14 protein-coding genes and 4 tRNA genes are annotated in these 18,935 nt (G+C 58.9%); 10 read left to right on the plus strand and 8 right to left on the minus strand.

Annotation, left to right across the window (positions count from 1 at the left end; translation table 11 throughout):
- The first annotated feature begins 11 nt into the window (after positions 1 to 11).
- Positions 12 to 401 carry a hypothetical protein gene (locus tag I6I71_RS03440; protein ID WP_201822250.1) on the plus strand — a complete coding sequence of 130 codons (390 nt, stop codon included), beginning with the start codon at positions 12 to 14 and terminating at the stop codon, positions 399 to 401.
- Complete coding sequence (locus I6I71_RS03445; RefSeq protein WP_236587380.1) at positions 382 to 933, plus strand: GtrA family protein; 552 nt, start codon at positions 382 to 384, stop codon at positions 931 to 933. The genes I6I71_RS03440 and I6I71_RS03445 overlap by 20 nt, the downstream gene beginning before the upstream one ends.
- Here the strand turns inward: I6I71_RS03445 and glfT1 are convergent.
- Positions 875 to 1,816 carry a galactofuranosyltransferase GlfT1 gene (glfT1, locus tag I6I71_RS03450; RefSeq protein WP_201822253.1) on the minus strand — a complete coding sequence of 314 codons (942 nt, stop codon included), beginning with the start codon at positions 1,814 to 1,816 and terminating at the stop codon, positions 875 to 877. The genes I6I71_RS03445 and glfT1 overlap by 59 nt on opposite strands.
- Positions 1,817 to 1,870: 54 nt before the next feature.
- Between glfT1 and I6I71_RS03455 the strand changes: the two genes are divergently transcribed.
- A complete protein-coding gene (locus I6I71_RS03455) occupies positions 1,871 to 2,863 on the plus strand; it encodes a hypothetical protein (RefSeq protein WP_201822255.1) in 993 nt (330 codons plus the stop codon).
- 217 nt (positions 2,864 to 3,080) lie between these two features.
- On the opposite strand, the gene wzt is transcribed toward I6I71_RS03455, so the two are convergent.
- Both wzt and wzm read right to left on the minus strand, forming a co-directional pair.
- Positions 3,081 to 3,878 carry a galactan export ABC transporter ATP-binding subunit Wzt/RfbE gene (gene wzt / locus I6I71_RS03460; RefSeq protein WP_201822257.1) on the minus strand — a complete coding sequence of 266 codons (798 nt, stop codon included), beginning with the start codon at positions 3,876 to 3,878 and terminating at the stop codon, positions 3,081 to 3,083.
- A gap of 55 nt (positions 3,879 to 3,933) precedes the next feature.
- Positions 3,934 to 4,782, minus strand: a complete 849-nt coding sequence (gene wzm / locus I6I71_RS03465) for a galactan export ABC transporter permease subunit Wzm/RfbD (protein WP_052206489.1) — start codon at positions 4,780 to 4,782, stop codon at positions 3,934 to 3,936.
- A 136-nt stretch (positions 4,783 to 4,918) separates the two neighbouring features.
- Between wzm and I6I71_RS03470 the strand changes: the two genes are divergently transcribed.
- Positions 4,919 to 6,139, plus strand: coding sequence for an aminotransferase class V-fold PLP-dependent enzyme (locus tag I6I71_RS03470; protein ID WP_236587381.1), 1,221 nt, complete (start codon positions 4,919 to 4,921; stop codon positions 6,137 to 6,139).
- A 5-nt stretch (positions 6,140 to 6,144) separates the two neighbouring features.
- Here I6I71_RS03470 and I6I71_RS03475 read toward each other — a convergent pair whose 3' ends face one another.
- Entirely contained in the window at positions 6,145 to 7,119 is a 975-nt protein-coding gene (locus I6I71_RS03475; protein ID WP_201823301.1) for an NAD(P)H-quinone oxidoreductase, read from the minus strand.
- Between the two features lie 77 nt (positions 7,120 to 7,196).
- On the opposite strand from I6I71_RS03475, the gene I6I71_RS03480 reads away from it, so the two are divergent.
- From I6I71_RS03480 to I6I71_RS03495, 4 genes are all read left to right on the plus strand, one after another.
- A tRNA-Ser gene (locus tag I6I71_RS03480) sits at positions 7,197 to 7,284 on the plus strand.
- 114 nt (positions 7,285 to 7,398) lie between these two features.
- Positions 7,399 to 7,490, plus strand: a tRNA-Ser gene (locus tag I6I71_RS03485).
- 1 nt (position 7,491) lies between these two features.
- A tRNA-Arg gene (locus I6I71_RS03490) sits at positions 7,492 to 7,567 on the plus strand.
- A 379-nt stretch (positions 7,568 to 7,946) separates the two neighbouring features.
- Positions 7,947 to 9,425 carry an HNH endonuclease signature motif containing protein gene (locus tag I6I71_RS03495; RefSeq protein ID WP_201822261.1) on the plus strand — a complete coding sequence of 493 codons (1,479 nt, stop codon included), beginning with the start codon at positions 7,947 to 7,949 and terminating at the stop codon, positions 9,423 to 9,425.
- A 168-nt stretch (positions 9,426 to 9,593) separates the two neighbouring features.
- Here the strand turns inward: I6I71_RS03495 and I6I71_RS03500 are convergent, their stop codons facing one another.
- The 3 genes from I6I71_RS03500 to I6I71_RS03510 all read right to left on the minus strand — a co-directional run bounded on the left by I6I71_RS03500 (position 9,594) and on the right by I6I71_RS03510 (position 15,709).
- Complete coding sequence (locus tag I6I71_RS03500; RefSeq protein ID WP_180950498.1) at positions 9,594 to 10,634, minus strand: 5-methylcytosine restriction system specificity protein McrC; 1,041 nt, start codon at positions 10,632 to 10,634, stop codon at positions 9,594 to 9,596.
- Positions 10,627 to 12,816 (minus strand): AAA family ATPase, encoded by a 2,190-nt coding sequence (locus I6I71_RS03505; RefSeq protein ID WP_101733689.1) that lies wholly within the window; start codon positions 12,814 to 12,816, stop codon positions 10,627 to 10,629. Before I6I71_RS03505 ends, I6I71_RS03500 begins: the two co-directional genes overlap by 8 nt.
- A gap of 133 nt (positions 12,817 to 12,949) precedes the next feature.
- Positions 12,950 to 15,709, minus strand: coding sequence for a hypothetical protein (locus I6I71_RS03510; protein ID WP_201822263.1), 2,760 nt, complete (start codon positions 15,707 to 15,709; stop codon positions 12,950 to 12,952).
- 127 nt (positions 15,710 to 15,836) lie between these two features.
- On the opposite strand from I6I71_RS03510, the gene mgtE reads away from it, so the two are divergent.
- Positions 15,837 to 17,204 (plus strand): magnesium transporter, encoded by a 1,368-nt coding sequence (gene mgtE / locus I6I71_RS03515; protein ID WP_201822265.1) that lies wholly within the window; start codon positions 15,837 to 15,839, stop codon positions 17,202 to 17,204.
- A 69-nt stretch (positions 17,205 to 17,273) separates the two neighbouring features.
- Positions 17,274 to 17,349 (plus strand) — tRNA-Arg (locus I6I71_RS03520).
- Positions 17,350 to 17,443: 94 nt separating this feature from the next.
- Here the strand turns inward: I6I71_RS03520 and I6I71_RS03525 are convergent.
- Positions 17,444 to 18,631 (minus strand): IS481 family transposase, encoded by a 1,188-nt coding sequence (locus tag I6I71_RS03525; RefSeq protein ID WP_201821455.1) that lies wholly within the window; start codon positions 18,629 to 18,631, stop codon positions 17,444 to 17,446.
- Positions 18,632 to 18,935: the final 304 nt, after the last annotated feature.

Genomic DNA, 18,935 nt, shown 5'->3' on the forward strand with positions numbered 1-18,935 from the left:
AGCCTGGGCGCATGTCACGCATGCTGATGGTCCGGAGCTTTTTGCTTAGCGACGACACCGTCTACCGCTGGATCGGCCTCCCCCAACACACAACCGTTGTCGAATGCCGGCGCATCGTGGCAACCGTCTTCGACATCGACGGCGAGGTCGGCTCCGATACCGACGGGGCCCTTACGATTGGGGAGCTGCTGCGCTTCCCCGGCGACACCCTCCACTTCCACTGGGGCCTGTGGGAGTTTCAAATGCAACTGGCTGAGATCCATCTCGGCGACAGCGATGACGCAGCCGCCATGTGCGTGGCGGGCGCCGGCGAGTTCGGCCCGCGCCCCTTTGACATCCGCGCGGTGAATGCGCAACTGCTGGCGGGTAGACTACCCCGGCGTGAGTTCATCCCCGAGTAAATCGGCCGCTACTTCGGCCGCGAAATCAGCGCTGAAAAAGCAGCTGGTGCCGTTCATCATCATCGGCATCGGCTGCGCCGTGCTGGACTTCGGCGTGACCTATTCGCTGACCAAGCTGTCGCCCCTGTCGCGCGACGCGTCCAAGGCGCTCGGCTGGTGCGTGGGCACCCTGGTGGCCTACCTGCTCAACTCCCGCTTTGCGTTTAAGGCCGAGGTCAACGCCAAAAAAGCCGGCGCCGTGGTCCTGCTTTACGCCTGCACGTTCGCCGTGCAGCTGCTGCTGTACCGCTGGTCCGAGCCGCCGCTTCTGGCGTTGGGGATCGGGGACCCGTTTAAGGACCTCATCGCTTTTGTCATCGCCCAAGGCGTTGCCACGGTGACCAACTTTGTGCTGCAACGCCGCGTCATCTTCCGCCACGAGACGAAGATGATCGAGGTCGCCGAGCCGACTAGCTATACGGCTGAGCCCGACTCTACGGCCGGCGGAAATCCTCCCGTGCCCCCATCCGCAAAAGCTTCAGCCACTGAATAAAGCCCTTCGGATCACGCTTCTGTAGCAGGAAGAACCACCCGAAACGCACGACTTCCTGCAGCTTCATCCGCTTCATGCCCTGCTGGTTGATGATGTAGCCGCGGTTGCGGTACGTGAAATACCGCTTGGATTCGTTGTCGGGCCACTGCGCGTGCGCGCGCCCACCCATGATGGGGTGGAACTCGCCGGAGCCGTCCGGGTGCAGGTAGAACGCGTTGAGCGCCGTGCCGTACTTCAGGCCCGATTGGGCGAGGCGGCGGTGGTACTCCACTTCATCACCACGAATGAACAGCCGGTAGTCCGGCACGCCGATTCGCTCCATCGCCTTCGCGCTGATCAACGCACCGTTGAACAGGCTGGCGTACTGGGGCAAAAACTCGCCTTCAAGCTCTGCTACACGACGATGCCACGTCGTCCCCTGACGCAACGGAAACGCCAACTTGCCAGGGTCTTCAATATTGGCAACCACGGGGCTGACCTCGGCCAACTTGTGCTTGGCTGCCTGGGCGTACAGCGTTTCCAACGTGTCGTGGCTTGCCGGGCGGCCGTCATCATCGGCGCACCAAATGGCGTCCGCACCCAGCGCCAACGCGTGCAGGAAACCGTAGGCGAACCCACCCGCGCCACCCAAGTTGGTTTTGGACGGCAGGTACACCGCCTTCTCCCCGGCCAGGCTGGTCAGCAGCTCTTTCACAGCGGTATCTTCGGTGCCGTCTTCGGCACCGTCTTCAGCACCGTTGTCCACCACGATCACCCAATCCACCGGGTGCGTCTGGTTCACCACCTGCTCCAGGGAATGCTTCAGCAGGTGAACACGTTTGTGGGTGACAATGACCGCGGCCGTCGTGCCGTTTGGGTTTAGCAGCGCCTCGTGGGAACTCATGGGTTTTATTGTGCCGGATGGAACCGGCGGGGGCTTCAGCGCGTCTAATTCAGTATGGGGATTGTTAGCAGTATTGGGTTTGAGGTGGCGTTTGATGTGGTGCTCGTGCATGCGTCGCAACGCGAGGCGGGGGAGCACTATGTGCAGCTCAGCCGGGAAAGGTACGTGCGGGAGGCGGAGTGCCGAAACGTGTGGCTTATAGACCGCGACGCCCACGCCCACCCCCACAACATCCCCTACCCAGCACCCGCCGCCGCACGCGCCGTCGCGCACGCGGTGGAACACCCCGGGTGCATCGTCGGCGCGTTCGCCGCCCTGGCCCTTTACGGCCTGCCCTTTCTTGTGGACGCCGCCGACACCACCCTCTACTGCACCACCGACCGGACCAAACTCGGTAACGAGATCTCACCAACGGTCCTGCGCATGCCGCGCCCGCTAGGCAGAAGCTATACGCTCCGGCACCGCGGAGTCACCTTTAGTGCGTTCGCGCCTGCGGAGGCGCTGGTCCAGGCGCTGCAACATATCCGAAAAGGGATGCACCGCTGGCACGTGGTGCACATTGACGGGTTGGAACCAGTTGACGTCATGGCGATCCAACTCATCGATTGTTGCCGACGTTTCTTGGGGGTAAGACCGGAAGAGCTTGAGGAAGCTGCCGCTCGCAGGCTGTCTCGTCGGTGGCTTGAGCGGGTTTTGCCCTTGAGCAGCTCACTTGCTGACTCCCCTAAAGAGACGGAACTTCGCCTGCTGCTTAGTAGCGTCGTTGGAAAATTCGGCTACACCCTGCAGGAACAAGTGCCGCTTTATGACAACGGGGTGATAGTCACCACCTTCGACTTCGCCATCCCCGCTCTCAAGATCGGCGCAATGTATGACGGCGCCCACCACTGGGAGTATGACCAGCGCCAAAAGGATGCTGCCATCAATCTGAAGGCAGCGCGTCTGGAGTGGATCGTTGCCCGTTGCTCATCGAAGACGATGTTTGAGCTAGTCGACCTTATCTGCGACCTCATCCGCCAAAAAGCCGCCGACGTTGGCGCTTCCTGACAAATGTGACGACGCGATTTGCGTTTGCCCAGGTCGCGGCTCTGGCACTAAGGGCGCTTTGCACGATTTGTCAGAGGGGAACCGTGGATCCTGACAAATTTAACAACGCCGTTTACATTTGCCCAGGTCGCGGTCGGGTCGGGCTCGTTGTGTTGTCACATTTGTCAGCGCCGCCGAAACCAGCCGCCGAAACCAGCCGCCGAAACCAGCAGAAAACCTACTCCTCGGCGCCGTAGTGGAAGCGTCGCACCAGTTTGGCAACGTGCTCGCCGGCTTCGGGCCCTTCGTAGGCACCTACAACGTCGGAAACCAGCCCGGCTTGGCGGATTTCGCCCTTGTCCACCCACAGGGCGGTGTTGCAGAGCTGCGCCAAAAAGTCGTTGGAGTGGGAGGCGAAGACCAGGATGCCGGAGCGTTCCACCATCTCGGCCAAGCGGACGCGGGCTTTGGACATGAAGGCGGCGTCGACGGCGCCGATGCCTTCATCAAGCAGCAGGATCTCGGGCTCGATGGAGGTGACTACGCCGAGCGCCAGGCGGACGCGCATGCCGGTGGAGTAGGTGCGGAGGGGCATGTTGAGGTAGTCGCCAAGCTCGGAGAATTCGGCGATGTCGTCGATTTTCGCCTTCATTTGTTTGCGGGTCTGGCCCAAAAACAGGCCGCGGATGATGATGTTTTCGTAGCCGGAGATCTCCGGGTCCATGCCTACGCCGAGGTCGAAGACGGGGGCGACGCGGCCGCGGACAATGGCGGAGCCTCGCGTGGGTTCGTAGATGCCGGACAGGAGGCGCAGCAGGGTGGATTTGCCTGCGCCGTTGTGGCCGACGAGGCCCACGCGGTCGCCTTCGCGCAGATGGAGGTTGATGTCGCGCAGTGCTTCAACGACGACGGTGTTTGAGGCGTTCTTGCCAATCTTGCCGCCGGCGGATGACATGACGGCCTTTTTGAGGGAGCGTGATTTGGCGTCGAAAATGGGGAAGTCGACGCAGGCGTTGTAGGTGTCAATGGAAACCATTTCGGGTCCTTTCTGTGACGCAGCTAAAGCAGCGGGAGCAACTAAAAGAGCAGCGTCACACCCAGTAAGGCACGCGGAAGCGCATCTGCTTCATGGCAAACAGTGTGATCAGCAGGCCGACGGCGGTGCAGGCGAGGACGATCCACCAGTGGTAGGCGGCTACTTCTTGCCCGATCAGGGGGGCGCGAACGATTTCTAGGTAGTGGTAGAGCGGGTTGAGCTCGGCGATGCGGGCGCGTGAGGCTACTTCGCCGCCCTGTTCGCGCAGGGTTTTGGTGGTCCACACGATTGGGGTGACGTAGAACAAAAGCTGCACCATTGCCTCAAGGAGCGGGGCGACGTCGCGGAAGCGGGTGGCGATGATGCCGAACAGCATGGTCACCCACACACCGTTGAGCACCAGAAGTGCCAACCCCGGCACAGCCCACAGCACGTTGAAGCCGAGGTCAATGCGGAACGCCACCACGAGAATGAGCCAGATGACCATGTTGTGTGCCAAAAACAGCAGTTGGCGCCACACCAGGCGGTAGACGTGCACCGACAACGCCGAGGGCAGTTGTTTGATCAGGCCTTCGTTTTCAATGAAGACGTTGGCGCCGTCTTTGATGCAGCCGGAGATGAATCCCCAGACGATGAAGCCGACGGTGACGTGCGGCAGGAATTCGGCGACGGAGATTTGGAACAGCATCGAGTACAACAGGCCGAGCGCCAGTGACATGACGCCGGTGGCGATGGTGATCCACAGCGGGCCAAGCGTCGACCTTCTGTAGCGCTGTTTGATGTCCTGCCAGCCCAGTTGTAGCCAGAGTTCGTGTTGGCCCCACCCGCGGGTGAGGTCGCGCCATGACATGGCCAGGGTCTTGGATTGTGACGCCGGGGTGTCGCTTGCCGGCTCGCTGGTCATGCGGGCAACGTCTGCACGCAGTTGTTCGATGTCTCGCACCTACATCACCCTAGCCGCTGCACGCTGCCGGTATGCAGTAGGTGGCTCCGCGGGGCATAATAAAGGCCAATGTTTTCTTAGAAAGGGGTGTGAGGCCGTGGCGTATGACGTTGCTAGTGTGCGTGGCCTCTACACTTCGTTGTCCAGCGGTTGGACGTATTTGAATGCGCATGATATGCCGCAGGTGCCGGAGCGGGTGGCGTCGGCAGTGGCGAGGAGTTTTCGTGCGGCGTTTACGGTTGCTCCGCCGGAGCCGGTGCGTGGGTCGCATGCGCGGTTTACGCCGGGGTGTCCGGAGGGGGAGACGTTGGTTGCGGATGCGCGGGCGGCGGTTGCGGATCTCACCGGCGCTACTCCTGAACGGGTGATTCTCGGTCCGAGTGTGCAGGCGTTGTACCTGGCGCTTTCGGCGGCGATGCGTCCGTTGTTCCGTCACAATTCTTCGGTTGTGGTTTCGGGCCTGGATGATCCGCGCCTGACGTCCACCATCCAGCTCGCGGATGCGCAGGTGCGCTGGGCCCAGGCCGATTTGGCTACGGGGGAGTTGCCGCCGTGGCAGTTTGAGCAGTTGGTGGATGGTTCCACGCGCCTAGTGTCTATTCCGGCGGCGCACGCGCAGCTTGGCACGGTGGTTGCGGTGTCGCAGGTTGCGGAGGCGGTCAGGGGACGTTCGAGGGCTTGGCTGCTTGTCGACGGTTCGGCGTACCTCCCATACCGCCCCCTTAGCTTCGACGAGTTCGGTGCTGACATTGTTGCCGTTGACGTGGCTGCGATGGGCGGACCGCAGGTGGCTGCGTTGGTGTTCCGTGATGAGGCGATGCTCAACCGCCTGGACCGCGACATGTTGGATTTGCCGGTCGCCCCGGGCCTTGCCGGTGGTGTGTCGGCGATTGTGGAGCACTACACGCAGCTGGCAGAGCCGCGTGGCGGGCATCCGCGGAAGGTGACGCGCCGGGCTCGTTTGGCCTCCTCTATGCAGGAAGCTGCGGATTATATGGAGCACCTGCGCGAGGATCTCTACACGTTCCTGGGGACGCTGCCCAAGGTCCACATCGTGGGCGTGTCTGGTGAGGCTGCTGAGCACACCCACCTCGACCGCATCCCACGGCTGACGTTCGGTGTGAGGGACGTCCCGGCGGAGACGGTGTATCAGCGATTGGTGGCGAATGGGATGGTGGCCACGTTGGCGTCGACAAGCAAACTGCTCTCTGACATGGGTGTGGACGAGATGGGTGGGGCTGTGACGGTGAGCCTCAGCCCGTTCAACACGCAGGCGGATGTGGTGCAGCTGACGCGCACCGTGGCCAGCCTGGCTTAGGGCGGCTAGACCTTCAAGATGATTTTGCCAGTGCTGTCGCCGGAATCCAGCAGGTCGTGGGCCTTTGCGGCGTCTGCAAGCGGGAAGGTGGCGGTGATATTCGGCTTGATGCTGCCAGCTTCAATCAGCGGCCACACGGTTTCCACGGTGGAGGCCACAATCTCCGCCTTCATCGGACGCGGGCGGGCGCGCAGCGTGGTGGCGTGCAGCGATTGGCGGCGCGGCATCATCCGACCCAGGCTGATCTCACCCTTCGCCCCGCCCTGCAGCGCGATGACCACCAGCTGCCCATCCATCGCCAACGCCTTCACGTTCGGCTCCAGGTAAGGCCCGCCGACCACGTCGAGGATGGCGTCGGCCCAGCCCTTGAGCTCCTCGTCAAAGTTCTGCTCGCGGTAGTTGATCACGTGGTCCGCGCCCAGCTCACGGCAGTATTCCACCTTCTCCGCACTGCCGGCGGTGGTGGCCACCTCACACCCCAGCGCCTTGCACAGCTGGATGGCGAAGGAGCCGATGCCTCCCGAACCGCCGTGGATCAGCACCCTCTTCGGTGTGCCGTCCGCATGCGGCTTATCGACGCCCACGAGCATCCCCAAATTCGACCACACCGTACAAGCGACCTCTACAACCCCCGCCAGTTCCTCCAACGTGAGATTTTCTGGCTTTGGCGTGAGCTGGCCTTCCGGCACCGCGACGTATTCGGCGTAACCGCCGCCAGCCAGCAGGCAGCCGACCTCTTCGCCCTCTTTGTGGCCGGTGGTGCCCGGGTCCACGATCACACCTGCGCACTCCAGGCCGATGATCTCGGATTCACCCTTCGGCGCCGGGTACTTGCCGGCCGCCTGGACCAGGTCAGCGCGGTTCACGCCGGCGGCCGTGACCTTGACCAGCACCTCGCCCTCTTGGAGCTGCGGGGTGGGGGTGTTGCAAAGTTCAAGGGAGCGCGGGTTTTCCGCGTCCGTGAGCTGGATAGCTTGCATGGTTGTATTTGCTGGTGCGTTCATGCCAGCCCAGAATACTGAGATTGCGGGGGCGGCGTGTACAGTTACGGACTGTTGGAGACGTGGCAGAGCGGCCGAATGCACCGGTCTTGAAAACCGGCGAGGGTCACACCTCCGGGGGTTCAAATCCCCCCGTCTCCGCCAAATTTTTTGGGTGGGTTGGATAGGCCCGTGACATGGGGTGTTGCGGGTTTCGGCGGTTAAATTTGCGCGTTATTTGGTCGGGGGTTGGTGGTGCATTACACTGGTTCGAGGTCTGGAGACGTGCCAGAGCGGCCGAATGGGGCTCCCTGCTAAGGAGTTGCCCTCTTTGCGGAGGGCCGCAGGTTCAAATCCTGTCGTCTCCGCCACGCGCCCGTAGCTCAACGGATAGAGCATCTGACTACGGATCAGAAGGTTGGGGGTTCGAATCCCTCCGGGCGCACCAAACAAAAACCCTGGGAAACCAGGGTTTTTCTGTTTCCTGGGTGTTTGTTCGTGTTGGGAAACCACATTTCACCCGCGCCTGACGGCCGCAAGGTTGATGTAAAGAACGCTGGACTGTTTTGAGGTTGACTCCAGTTGGCCTCAGTCAGGTACCGCTTGGCGGTGTGGTTCGAACGGTTGTTTGGCATTTTCTTATCGACGGCAAGGGCGTGTGGAATCGGTCGATATACTGAATGCAACCGCCAGCATGTGTGGTGAATGTGCATGCGGAAATAGTGCAATAAATGCTGGTTTACCCCTTGCGTATAGAACGGTTTGGCGGGTATAATTAGGGGCACAAAACAACGGGAACATAGGGAACACAACACTGGGGGTAGACCGTGGGCGAACCATACTTCCGCACACAGCGACCAGAAGATCCACTGAGCACGTTTAGTCAAGGCATTCGCGATATTTACTGGAATGCCTTCGGCCACTTCGCCACACCCGGGGCAAGTGTTGATATTGATGACTTCGACGTAGAAGTAGTGGCCATCAAGCAAGCAACAGGCTGGGGTAAAGGTGAAATAGAACAAGCGATCTTCTCCCATGCACGCCTACAACACTTACCGAAGCTCCGGGCACTGCAGGCCAAGACGCGTGTGATGGATCTGCAGCATTTACGCGCCATCGATACGGTGCTTGCCGAGCTTGGGCCAGACATTACCGATGAGGCGTATGCCGAGTTCGACGAGATGTTGACTACTACGTTTACCCCAACACGGCCTGGGCAACACACTCCACAAACCACCACGATTACTCGTCGTATCCGGGAGATGATCAAACGGATTGACCCAACCTGCGCCTACCAACCAACAAGGCGCCAACAGCGAGTGGCGCAGGCACATGCGGCTGATGATGCGGTGACGTTTGAGGTGTCTGCACAGTCCGGCACAGTCAAAACACTGGTCACGTTGGCGACCAACCCGTTGACGGCACAGGTCGTGCGTAACCACGTCTTGGCCACCGCACGGGAGCATAAAACCTCCATGGCCGATGCGATGGTCAAACTACTGTCCGGGGAGATCACCCCAACCAAAACGACCTTGCATGTGTTTGTGCCGAAGGGTCGTGAAGCCGGTGGGCCAGCCTATGTACCAGGTGTCGGCGCCTTAACCCCAGAAGCCACCGCAGCATTAGACGACCTGCTGGCGTCAGCGAAAATCACCACGGTGGATATGGAGGCAGAACTTCAAGCACATACGGATAGCTACACCCCAACTGAAGCAATGCGACGCGTCGTCTGCGCACGCCACACGCATTGTGTGTTCCCGGGATGCACAGTGCCGTCATTGAGGTGTCAGTTGGATCACCGGATTCCATTTGGCCAGGGTGGGAAAACCACACCGGGAAACCTCTACCCGTTGTGTCAAAAGCACCACAACTTGAAAACCGATAAGCGTGGTTTCTATGTTCCGGATCCGGATACGGGTGAAATCTTGTGGCTTTTTGCCAACGGCACGTATGAAACCTGCACGCCGGATAGCTTGATTGCACACAACACACATGCCGCGGCACCACGGTGGAAGAGCAACCTTGAGCAAGTGTGTCAGCGTCGTAGTCGAGTGGCGCAGTTCTACGCCAAGGGCCACAAAATCCTGGATGATTTTGATAACCACCACAACCTTGAACAGGCCGACGCCCAGATCGCAGCACTGGAGGAAGAATACGGCCTTGTTTTCCCAATCAAGGCAGTGCTCCCGGAGCCGTTGCCAAAAGAACCCGATTTTTCTGAACCGCCCTTCCCCGACCCGGAGTACGACTACGCCTGGTCGGAAAACTTCAACCCAGAAGAACTGGTTGATGCCCGACCCGAGTAAGAGGATCCAGGTGGACCGATTCAAAAAACAGGCCATTTTTCCGGTGCGTAATTGTGACCGAGGTCGAAGAATTTCTTGAAAAAATAGGGAGTAGTCGCTGCAAGTCGTATCGCGCGGGGCCAGGGCGTGACTGCCAGGGCGTGACACCGGATTCCAACAACTAACTAGTCACCAGAGATCTACTATGGCATCGAGAGTTTGGCGGACTTCAGGCCATGGCAGGGTGAGATCGAGCGTGGTCGCTCGAATTCTGTTTCCCTGGATCCGGGTGTCTAAATCGGGATGCTCCTGCGCAGTTGTTTTCGCGTAGAGGAGCAGGCCACTTACTGAACCATCCTGCATCGTGTCGGCATTCTTCACATAGGTGAATAGCTGATACAGGTTCCCAGAATGAAGTGAAGCTTTTCCCCAGCGTCCGAGTTGGAGGGGGCTGCTGTAGAGCTTCGTGTCAATGATCAGTGTTCGTTGTCGGTCAGTGAGCGTGACGTCGGTGCGCATCGCTGGTAGCTGTGATGGCAACTCAAGGCCATCATCGACAGACCACACGACGTTTGAGGCGCGACTGTTGAGCTGAGGATAGTGAACAGCGAAGTACTCACGGACGAAGCGTTCGAAAAGATCGTTCAACGAGTCATCTGTTGCCCATGTCAACAGCGATTCGCCCGGTTCGTCTGAAGGCAATAGACCCTCCGCCAAGAACTGGCAGTACTGGATCAATGCTCGGTACGAGGAATTCGTGCGCTGGTAGGGCAATGAATTCCAGTCGACTATGCGCAACGGGACATCCGATACACCGGCAAAGTGGCTGATTAGGCGTTTAAGGAAACGTTTGCGTTCCTGAGTAACTGAACCGTGTTGGATAAGGGTGTTCAATGCTGACTTCACTGCACGATTGTGTTGCGTGTCCTCGCTGAACTCATCAAACAGGCAGACCAATCGTCCCCGTGAAGTCGCGTTACGCATCACCGACCGATTGACATCGATTTTTCCTCGAACAGTGGTGAGCTCTTCTTCGTGGGGGACATACTGCTTGTGAAGGCCTCGTCGTACCTGGCGGCTGGTTTCGGATCCAATGAGATGAGCTAAGAGCTCATGAAGATGATCGAACTCGATTTCACCGCGAAGTGCGGCTTCTCGGTGATGGACAGATCTAAATGCATACGCCATCATGACGTAAACATTGCCGATCAGGACAGAGGTTTCAGACATCGATCGCGGTCCTGAGCTTGAATCCCCATTCTTCGACTCGGCTTTGTTCATCGAACCAGTACTCGTCGAGTAGCGGGATTAGCTCATCCTCAACAACGGAAGAAAGCCATGCCTCATCAGGTGCGGCACCTTCGGGGAGAGTGAGATAGCTGTGCCCGATGGCAAAGCCGCGGCCTAACGTCGGGTCGTTTTCGATCTCAAGGTTGAGATCTTGGATCGTTGCGACAAGAGCATCGAAAGCTTCACTCTCTTGGGCTTCCATTTGCCTTTTGAACTGGGATGAGTCGAATGCTGGTCTCATTTCGAAGAATCCGAAGCGTCGGCGTAGCGCATAGTCCAGAACAGCAATACTTCGGTCTGCAGTGTTCATCATCCCGATGATGTGCAGATTTTCTGGTACTGAAAACTTTTCATTCCTGTAGAGGAGTCGGAGACTTTGTCCACGCTTATCGGCTTCGATCAGCATGAGAAGTTCACCGAAAATCTTTGAGATATTTCCTCGGTTGATTTCATCGATGATGAAGAAATACGGCTGTCCGGTTTCGTCCTTTTGCGCTTCGAGGCAAAAGTCATAAAAAGGGCCGTTTTCCAGTTTGAAACCACCCGATTCCGTCGGGCGATATCCCATCATGAAATCTTCGTAGCTAAAGCTCTGGTGAAACTGAACCGTACGGATTCGGTTTTTATCCATCTCGCCCATGATTGAGTAAGCGAGTCGCTTCGCAGAGAATGTCTTTCCTACACCTGGAGGGCCAGCAAGAATGACGTTCTTTTTCCGCATGAGCAAGGAACGCAGGCGGTCGTACTTCTCTTCTGGAAGATAAACCTCTTTGAGGAATTGTTCTTTGCTGTAGGAAGCGAATTCAGTCGCTGGGATGCTTTCCGATGGATCATCCCCAAATAGGTTCTCAAGATCCTTCACGTAGTCCGTGTAGCGAGTGATGTCAGTCAGTGTTTTTACAACCGCATCACCGGGATGTTCCCAACTACCAGTGTCGGTCCACTCAACGTCCCGGACGTTGGGGAAACCAATTCGCTCTGGTTCGTGTCGTGGGCCAGAGGTTACTCGCCCTCTTCCAATGATTTCCCTGCGCCCACGCTTGGCGAAGACGATATCGCCAGGCTGTATCGAGTTTTGAAACTCCCACAGGGCGAGTGTGTTGTTAGGCCCATTCTGGTCGGTCGGGAGAGCCTGGCGAATCTGTTCGCGGGAACCGTACTGAGACAAGTCACCGACTTCCTCCCAGCCGATGGCCATGACACCGTCGGCGTATTGCACTTCCCAGTTATCGCCGCCTTGTCCAGGAGCGAACAACCAGTAGTGGATGCCCCGAGGTTCCACATCAGGTTCAACTTGGACGGCATCTTTGTCCCACAGCGGACGAACGTTTGAGCTCCAGAAGTGGAAGGGCTCACTGATCTCTTGGCTGAGTAAAAGCCGAACCCTAAGAAGATCTTGGTCCACATCGAGTGGAGAGTCGGATGAAGCGGAGCCCAGTCGGCCTGCGAAGGCGTCACGAATGCGCACCTTCATATCTTGGCTGGAGATTGGCTCAAAGTACTCAGGAAAGATGAGGAACTGGAAAGCGTTCCTGATGTCTGATCGGTCCTCACCTGAGTCAAGCATGCATCTCTCTAAGGTCCAGGGGTCTTGCCGTGATGTAACTTTTTGTTCTGGTGTTTGTGAATCCCAAGCTTTGATGAAATTCGATACCCAGATGATCTGGCGCCACAAGGACCCGTAGTAGCTTTGCCCGGGCTTGAAACCACAAGTGGAGGTAGTAGACATCCACGAGACGACATCTTTTGGAATCTCAATCGGATGATCCAAGATTGCCAAGACGTCTTCGAGGTGCTGACGTCGAGTCACAGCTTGGGATCCGTTTATCGGATGTTCACGCAAGATGACAATCTCGGCGGCCAAGAGGATGACTTCGGGCGCGGCGCCGGTTAATTGTTCACGAAGCTTTTCCCATTGCGTTTGACTCTTCCCACGGATGGGGTTGTCCTCAATACGACGGCGGAGTTCGTCAGCAACCTCGCTGACCCAAATCTTTCGGCTTGGGTCCAGAATCGAGTAACCATCGCCGAGCATCTGCTGGGTGATGGGATGGACAGCTGTGGCGAGATGTAGTTCGCATTGGGGGCGGGAGGCAATGACCGCGGCAAGCTCATCAGACATGTCGCCATTGTCTCACTTCGGCCCCTCTTACAAACCCCATCAACGCAAAAGGCACCGCCCAAAACAGAGGGGCGGTGCCTTTCGGTGCCTTTCGGTGCCTTGAACGCTCTACGTCACAGCGGAAAGGGCCAGACTAGACAGCCTTCGGCTCTACTGCCGGCAGTGCAGCGGTGGAGAGACCCGGCTTCTGTGGGCCGCGAATCTCTACGCCGACGTTGCGAACCTTCGGGATGCAGGTGGTCGCTGCACCGATTGCCGCGACGGTGAGGATGGCGCCAATGACGCCACCCGCGATCGCGGTCAGGTCGGTGGGTTGTACGCCGAAGTTGCGGGCTGCGTCTTCAAGCGTGCGCTGCAGCTGCGGCGCCAAGCCAGCAGCATCCGGAGCACCAACGCTCTGTGCAAGCGCTACAGGGATAGCCAGCAGCAGCGGAACACCCAGGCCGGCCAGGGAAGCGATGCAGCGCGGGTCAGAAAGACCACCGGTGGTTTCAACGTCTGCGCCGATGCTGGAGCCGTTACCGCTGGAGCCACCATTGCTGGAACCGCCCTTGCCAGCGTCCTGGTCGCCTTCGCCACCCTGCTCGCCGCGCTTGGAGGAGCCGCCGAGCGCGCTACCAAGACCGCCGCCGATCTGCGGGTTGGCGTTTCCAGTGACAACCACAGTCGGGTTGGCGTTACCGGTCACAATGGCGCTGTTGTTGGAACCGTTGTCGCGGATGTCCACCGTCGGGTTGGCGTTACCGGTCACAATGGCGCTGTTGTTCGAGCCGTTGTTGTTCGCGTTGCCGGTGATGACTGGGTTGGCGTTACCGGTCACAATGGCGCTGTTGTTCGAGCCGTTGTTGGAGAAGTTATCGCGTGGGTTCGCGTTGTCCGTGATGATCACGGACGGGTTGCCGTTGTCCGTCACGGTGTTGTTGGAACCGTTGTTGGAACCGTTGTTGTTGGCGTTGCCGGTGATCACTGGGTTGCCGTTATTCGTGATTACCGGGTTGCCGTTGTTGGAGAAGTTGTCGCGCGGGTTGGCGTTGTCCGTAATGACCACGCTGTTGTTGGAGCCATTGTTGGAACCGTTGTTGTTCGCGTTACCCGTGACCACAACGTTGACGTTTGGGCTGCCGTTGTTGTTGGCGTTGTTCGTGACCACGATGTTGATCAAACGGCCAGAGCCGCCGCCAGAGCCGTCACCGGAACCATCACCGGAACCGCCGCCGCCCAGCAGACCGCCGAGCAGGTTGCCCAGGTTAGGTACGCCGAGGAGGCCGCCGAGGAGTTTGCCAAGCGTGCCAGCAACACCGCCGGCTACGTCGGTGGCGGAAGACTGCGGGTTACGTGCGTTGATGCGCAGCTTCGCCTCGAAGGTGTCGGTGCCGTCATTGACCGTCACCGGAAGCTCGAAGAAGCCCTCGATGAAGGTTGCGGCCGGCTTCACGTTCACAACGCCGTTTTCAACCGATACGCCCCAACCGGATGGGTGGATGATCTCCTTCTTGGACAGCTCAACGCCCTCCGGAAGCGTGATCTCAGTCAGGGGCTTCGGAGCAGCAGACTTTTCAAAGTCCATGTCGTAGGTCTTCTGCAGCTGCTCCTCCCACTCCTTGGCGGTGCGCTGATCAAGCACCTTCACCTTCAGGGTGGCCGGGTAATTCAGGCCGTTTTCCTCAGTCACCGTGACAGGGATGTCCTGGTCGCCGGTGTTAAACGCTGCGGCGGAGGATGGACGGATGAGGGTGAGCTTGCCGTCGTCGTTACGGAAGCCCCAGTTGAACGCGGTGTTCGCGCGCGGCGCAATCGTGGTGCCTGGCTCCAGCTCAAGGCCCTCAACAGCAGCCTCATTCGCGTTCCAGAAGTTCGCAGTGGGGTAGCGCTGCTCAAGCTTCGGCTGCTCAACTGGCTCCGGCGCTTGCTCAACCACGTTGACCTTCAGCGTTGTCGTGTAGTTCAAGCCGTTGGCCTCAGCAACAGCAACGTTGATGTCCTTCTCCCCGGTGGAGTAGGAAGCGCTGGACGTCGGACGGACGAGGGTGAGCTTGCCGCCGTCATTGCGCAGAGTCCAGTTCCAGATGGCGTTTGCAGTCGTGGAGATCTTGGTCTCCGGGTCCAGCTCAAGGCCCTCAATTGCGGCCTCGTTCACATTCCAGAAGTTTGCGGTGTCGTAGCGCTGCTCGAGCTTCGGCTTTTCGACGGATTCCGGCGCCTGGTCAACCACGTTGACCTTCAGCGTGGTCGTGTACTTCACACCGTTGGGTTCAGAAACGGAAACGTTGATTTCCTGCTCACCAGCTTTGAAGGAGCCGGGATTCGAGGGGCGGATGAGGGTCAAGGTGCCGTCGTCATTACGGAAGTTCCAGTTAAAAACAGTGCTGGTAGTCGGGGAAACCTTGGTCTCCGGATCCAGTTCAAGACCCTCAACAACTGCTTCCTGCACGCCCCAGAAGTTGGCGGTGGTGTAGCTTTCGTTGAACTTGTCCTTGTCAACCGCCTCCGGCTCTGCATCAACCACGGTCAGCTTCAAGGTGGTGGTGTACGCCGAGCCGGTTGCCGGCGTCACCTTGACGCGAATGTCCTTATCGCCAGCGCCAAAGCCGGACCTTGGGCGGCCAATGATCAGCTTGCCGTCCTCATTGCGGAACTGCCAGCTCCAGATGGTGTTGGTGGTCTGTGCAACCGTTGTCCCCGGCTCCAGCTCCAGGCCTTCAACGACAGCCTCGTCCACTTCCCAGAAGTTGGAGGTGGTGAAGCGCTCTGCAAATGCATCGGCGGTCTGCGCCTGTGCAACAGAGACGAACGGGGTGGTGCTCTCGGGGGTAGCCACTAGGGGTGCTACGAGTGCAACAGACAGGACGCCAGCGGCAATTGTGACGCGGCGCGAGCGAATCGGATGAGCCATATGTAAACCCTTCGGTGACTGGGATAACGTACGTAACGCATAAAGCTACGAAAAAACTACTAGGTAGTATCGCAAAAGTTAAAAGTATTAATACAGGGGGCTTAACGGGGGTAAGGAGAGGGTGAGAATGGCAGTCGACGCTGATGAGGCAATCTACGAGCTGGAAAAGGCGCTGGGTAAGAACCTGAGCACTGACCTTGACGCGGCCGAGCTTGAGCGTATGCAGGCCTCGCTTGAAGACGTCCCCCTGCGCCAAATCATTGAACTGATTGAGCGCCAGTCCTCCTCCCGCGGCGCTGTGCTTTTGCGCCTGCTGCCCCCGCAGCGCGCCACCGCAGTGTTCGACGCGCTCGACCCGGCGCACCAGGCCGACCTGGTTGAAGCCCTGTCCGATGAGTCCGTGACCAGCCTGTTCGCCGCGCTTGGCGCGGAGGACCGCGTGCAGCTGCTGGATAACCTGCCGGCGGAGATCGCGGACCAGGTTATGTCCGGTCTGGATGAGGAGGAGCGCGAAAGCACCAACGCGCTGCTTGGTTATGAGAAGGGCACTGTTGGTCGCCATATGTCCCCGGACGTGTTGGCGGTGGGGGCGGATGAGGGGGTTGGCGTGGTCGTCGATAAGCTAAAAGCCCAGGCTGCTGACCTGGAGACGATCTACCTGCTGCCTGTTGTGGATGATGATCTGATGCTGGTCGGTGTGGCCGAACTGAAGGACCTGTTTGTCACCAACGCCACCACGATCGGCCAGGTCATGCGTGAGCCCGTGTGGGCGAGGGCCACCGACAGTGCGGAGGACACGGCGCGTTGGCTGCTGGCCACCACCAACATTGCGGTGCCGGTGGTTGATGCGGACAAGCGGCTTGTCGGCGTATTTACCTATGACGAGGCGCACGATGTGATCGAGGACGCCGACAGTGAGGACACCGCCCGCCAAGGTGGTGCCGAGGCGCTGCGCCGCCCGTACCTGTCCACCCCGGTGCGCGAGTTGTTCCGCTCCCGCATTGTGTGGCTGCTGGTGCTGGCGGTCTCCGCGATCCTGACGGTGCAGGTGCTCGATGTCTTCGAAGGGACAATCGCGCAGGTCACCGTCCTTTCCCTCTTCATCCCCCTGCTCACCGGCACCGGCGGCAACACCGGCAACCAGGCAGCCACCACTGTTACAAGGGCTTTGGCTCTTAACGACGTCCGCACGCGCGACATCCTCCCCGTCATGTGGCGCGAAGTCCGGGTCGGCCTGATGTTGGGCCTGGTCTTGGGCACGCTGGGGTTGGTGCTGGGATGGGTGGTCTTTGGCAGTGACATTGGCATCATCATCGGCGCAACCCTGCTGAGTATCTGCACCATGTCCGCAACCGTGGGCGGCGTCATGCCGATCCTGGCCAAGACCATTGGCGCGGACCCGGCGGTGTTTTCCAACCCGTTCATCTCCACGTTCTGTGACGCCACGGGCCTGATTATTTATTTCCTCATCGCGAAAGCCGTGCTGGGGCTGTAGCCGCTTTCGCCTTTGAGCTGGGGTTTTGGCGCTTTCTTGCAACGGGTGTAATGTTTTAGCACGTTGCAAGCGCCCGTAGCTCAACGGATAGAGCATCTGACTACGGATCAGAAGGTTGGGGGTTCGAATCCCTCCGGGCGCACCATGTCCTCAGTCGCGACATAGTTGACAACTCAGTCGCGACATGGTGGACAAACCGGTGCCTCGGTTTTTATTTTTCTGAGGTGCCGGTTTTGTTTTTAGGTCAGTGGGGGTTGGCCTTTTCGCCAGTATGGTTTTTGGTAATTGCGGGATGTGTCGATGTAGTGCTCGGTGATGATTTCGCCGGTCTCTTTTAGCGATGTGGTGACGTGGTTGTCGGTGATGACCATCAGGATGTGCTTGCCGCCGTAGGCGCGTCCGATGCCTAGGTGGTAGAGCCTTCCGGCGTAGCGGATGGTGACCTTGCCGTTGACACCGACGATGTCGTTGCGGATGCGCCATTCGTCATTTGGGTTGTCCGTGGGTTGGGCTTTGGGGCCTGTGGTATAGGCCTGCTCGGGTGTGCGGCGTCCGAGTGCTCGATGGGGCCGCTGTGTGTTGTAGTACCCAGCGAATTCGTCGAGTTGTTGTTGTAGTTGGGTAATTGTTTCTGCTGGTGGTTGTGCTTTGATCCAGCGTTTGAGTGTCTGGTGGAATCGTTCGATCTTGCCTTGGGTTTGTGGGTGCCCGGGTCGGCCGTTTTTCTGTTGAATACGGTGATGGTTGAGGGTTTTCTCAAAGGCGTTGCGCCCTCCTTTCCGGCCTGCGAGTCGTGCTGTGAATACCAGCCCGTTGTCAGTGAGCGTGGATGCGGGTGGCCCATAGGTGTTGATGAGGCGTTGGAGCTGTTCTGCCACTGCAGTGCCTGTAAACGCGTGCTGAGCGGTGATTGACAGCAGGTAGCGGGAGTGGTCGTCGAGGAAGTCGAGGACTTCTACACGAGTGCCGTCGGCGAGGAAAAGGTGGGTGATGTCGGCTTGCCAGCATTCATTGGGCATTTCGGCTTCGAAGCGAATGTAGGAGCTTCGTGGCTTCTTTTGGGGTTGCGGAGTAACTAGGCCTGCGTTGGTGATAATGCGGCGGATAGTGGAGGTTGATGGCACGCGTAGGCCTTGTCGTTGTAGGTGAAAGGCGATGGTGTCTGGACCTGCGTCGAGTCCGGCTCTGGTGAGTTCTTTGCGCATTTCGATGATGTGTTTGCGCAGGTGTTCGGGTATCGCCTGGGGGTGGGTGTGTGGTGCGCGGGATTTCGGGGCGATTGCTTCAGGTCCGCCGGCGTCGAAGTCGGCCAGGATCTTGTAGACGCGTTGGCGCGAGATCCCGAATCGTTTGGCGACTTTGGCAGCTGGTTCACCTTGGTCTCGTACGGCTTTAACAATTGCGAGGTTGCGGTTGGGGCTGTTCATTTGTCAACGATGTCGCGACTGATCCCCGTCTGCCTTCGCGCCACGCGGTGGTTGGGGAGAGTGTCAACGATGTCGCAGCTGAGGTGTCAACCTTCACCCCAGGTAGTTTCCCCTGGCTAAGTGTCAATCATGTCGCGGCTGACCTGTCAACCATCAGGAAGGTTCTCCCAGTCACGCTGTGTCAACTATGTCGTGACTTCGGACACCTCCGGGCGCACCAACCGAAAACCCTGGGAGACCAGGGTTTTTTCTTTTGCCTGGGTGTTTTGGGCAACACCATAGTTTGTCGTATTGAGATACCTCT

The organism is Corynebacterium riegelii (genome assembly GCF_016728505.1).
Lineage (GTDB): Bacteria > Actinomycetota > Actinomycetes > Mycobacteriales > Mycobacteriaceae > Corynebacterium > Corynebacterium riegelii.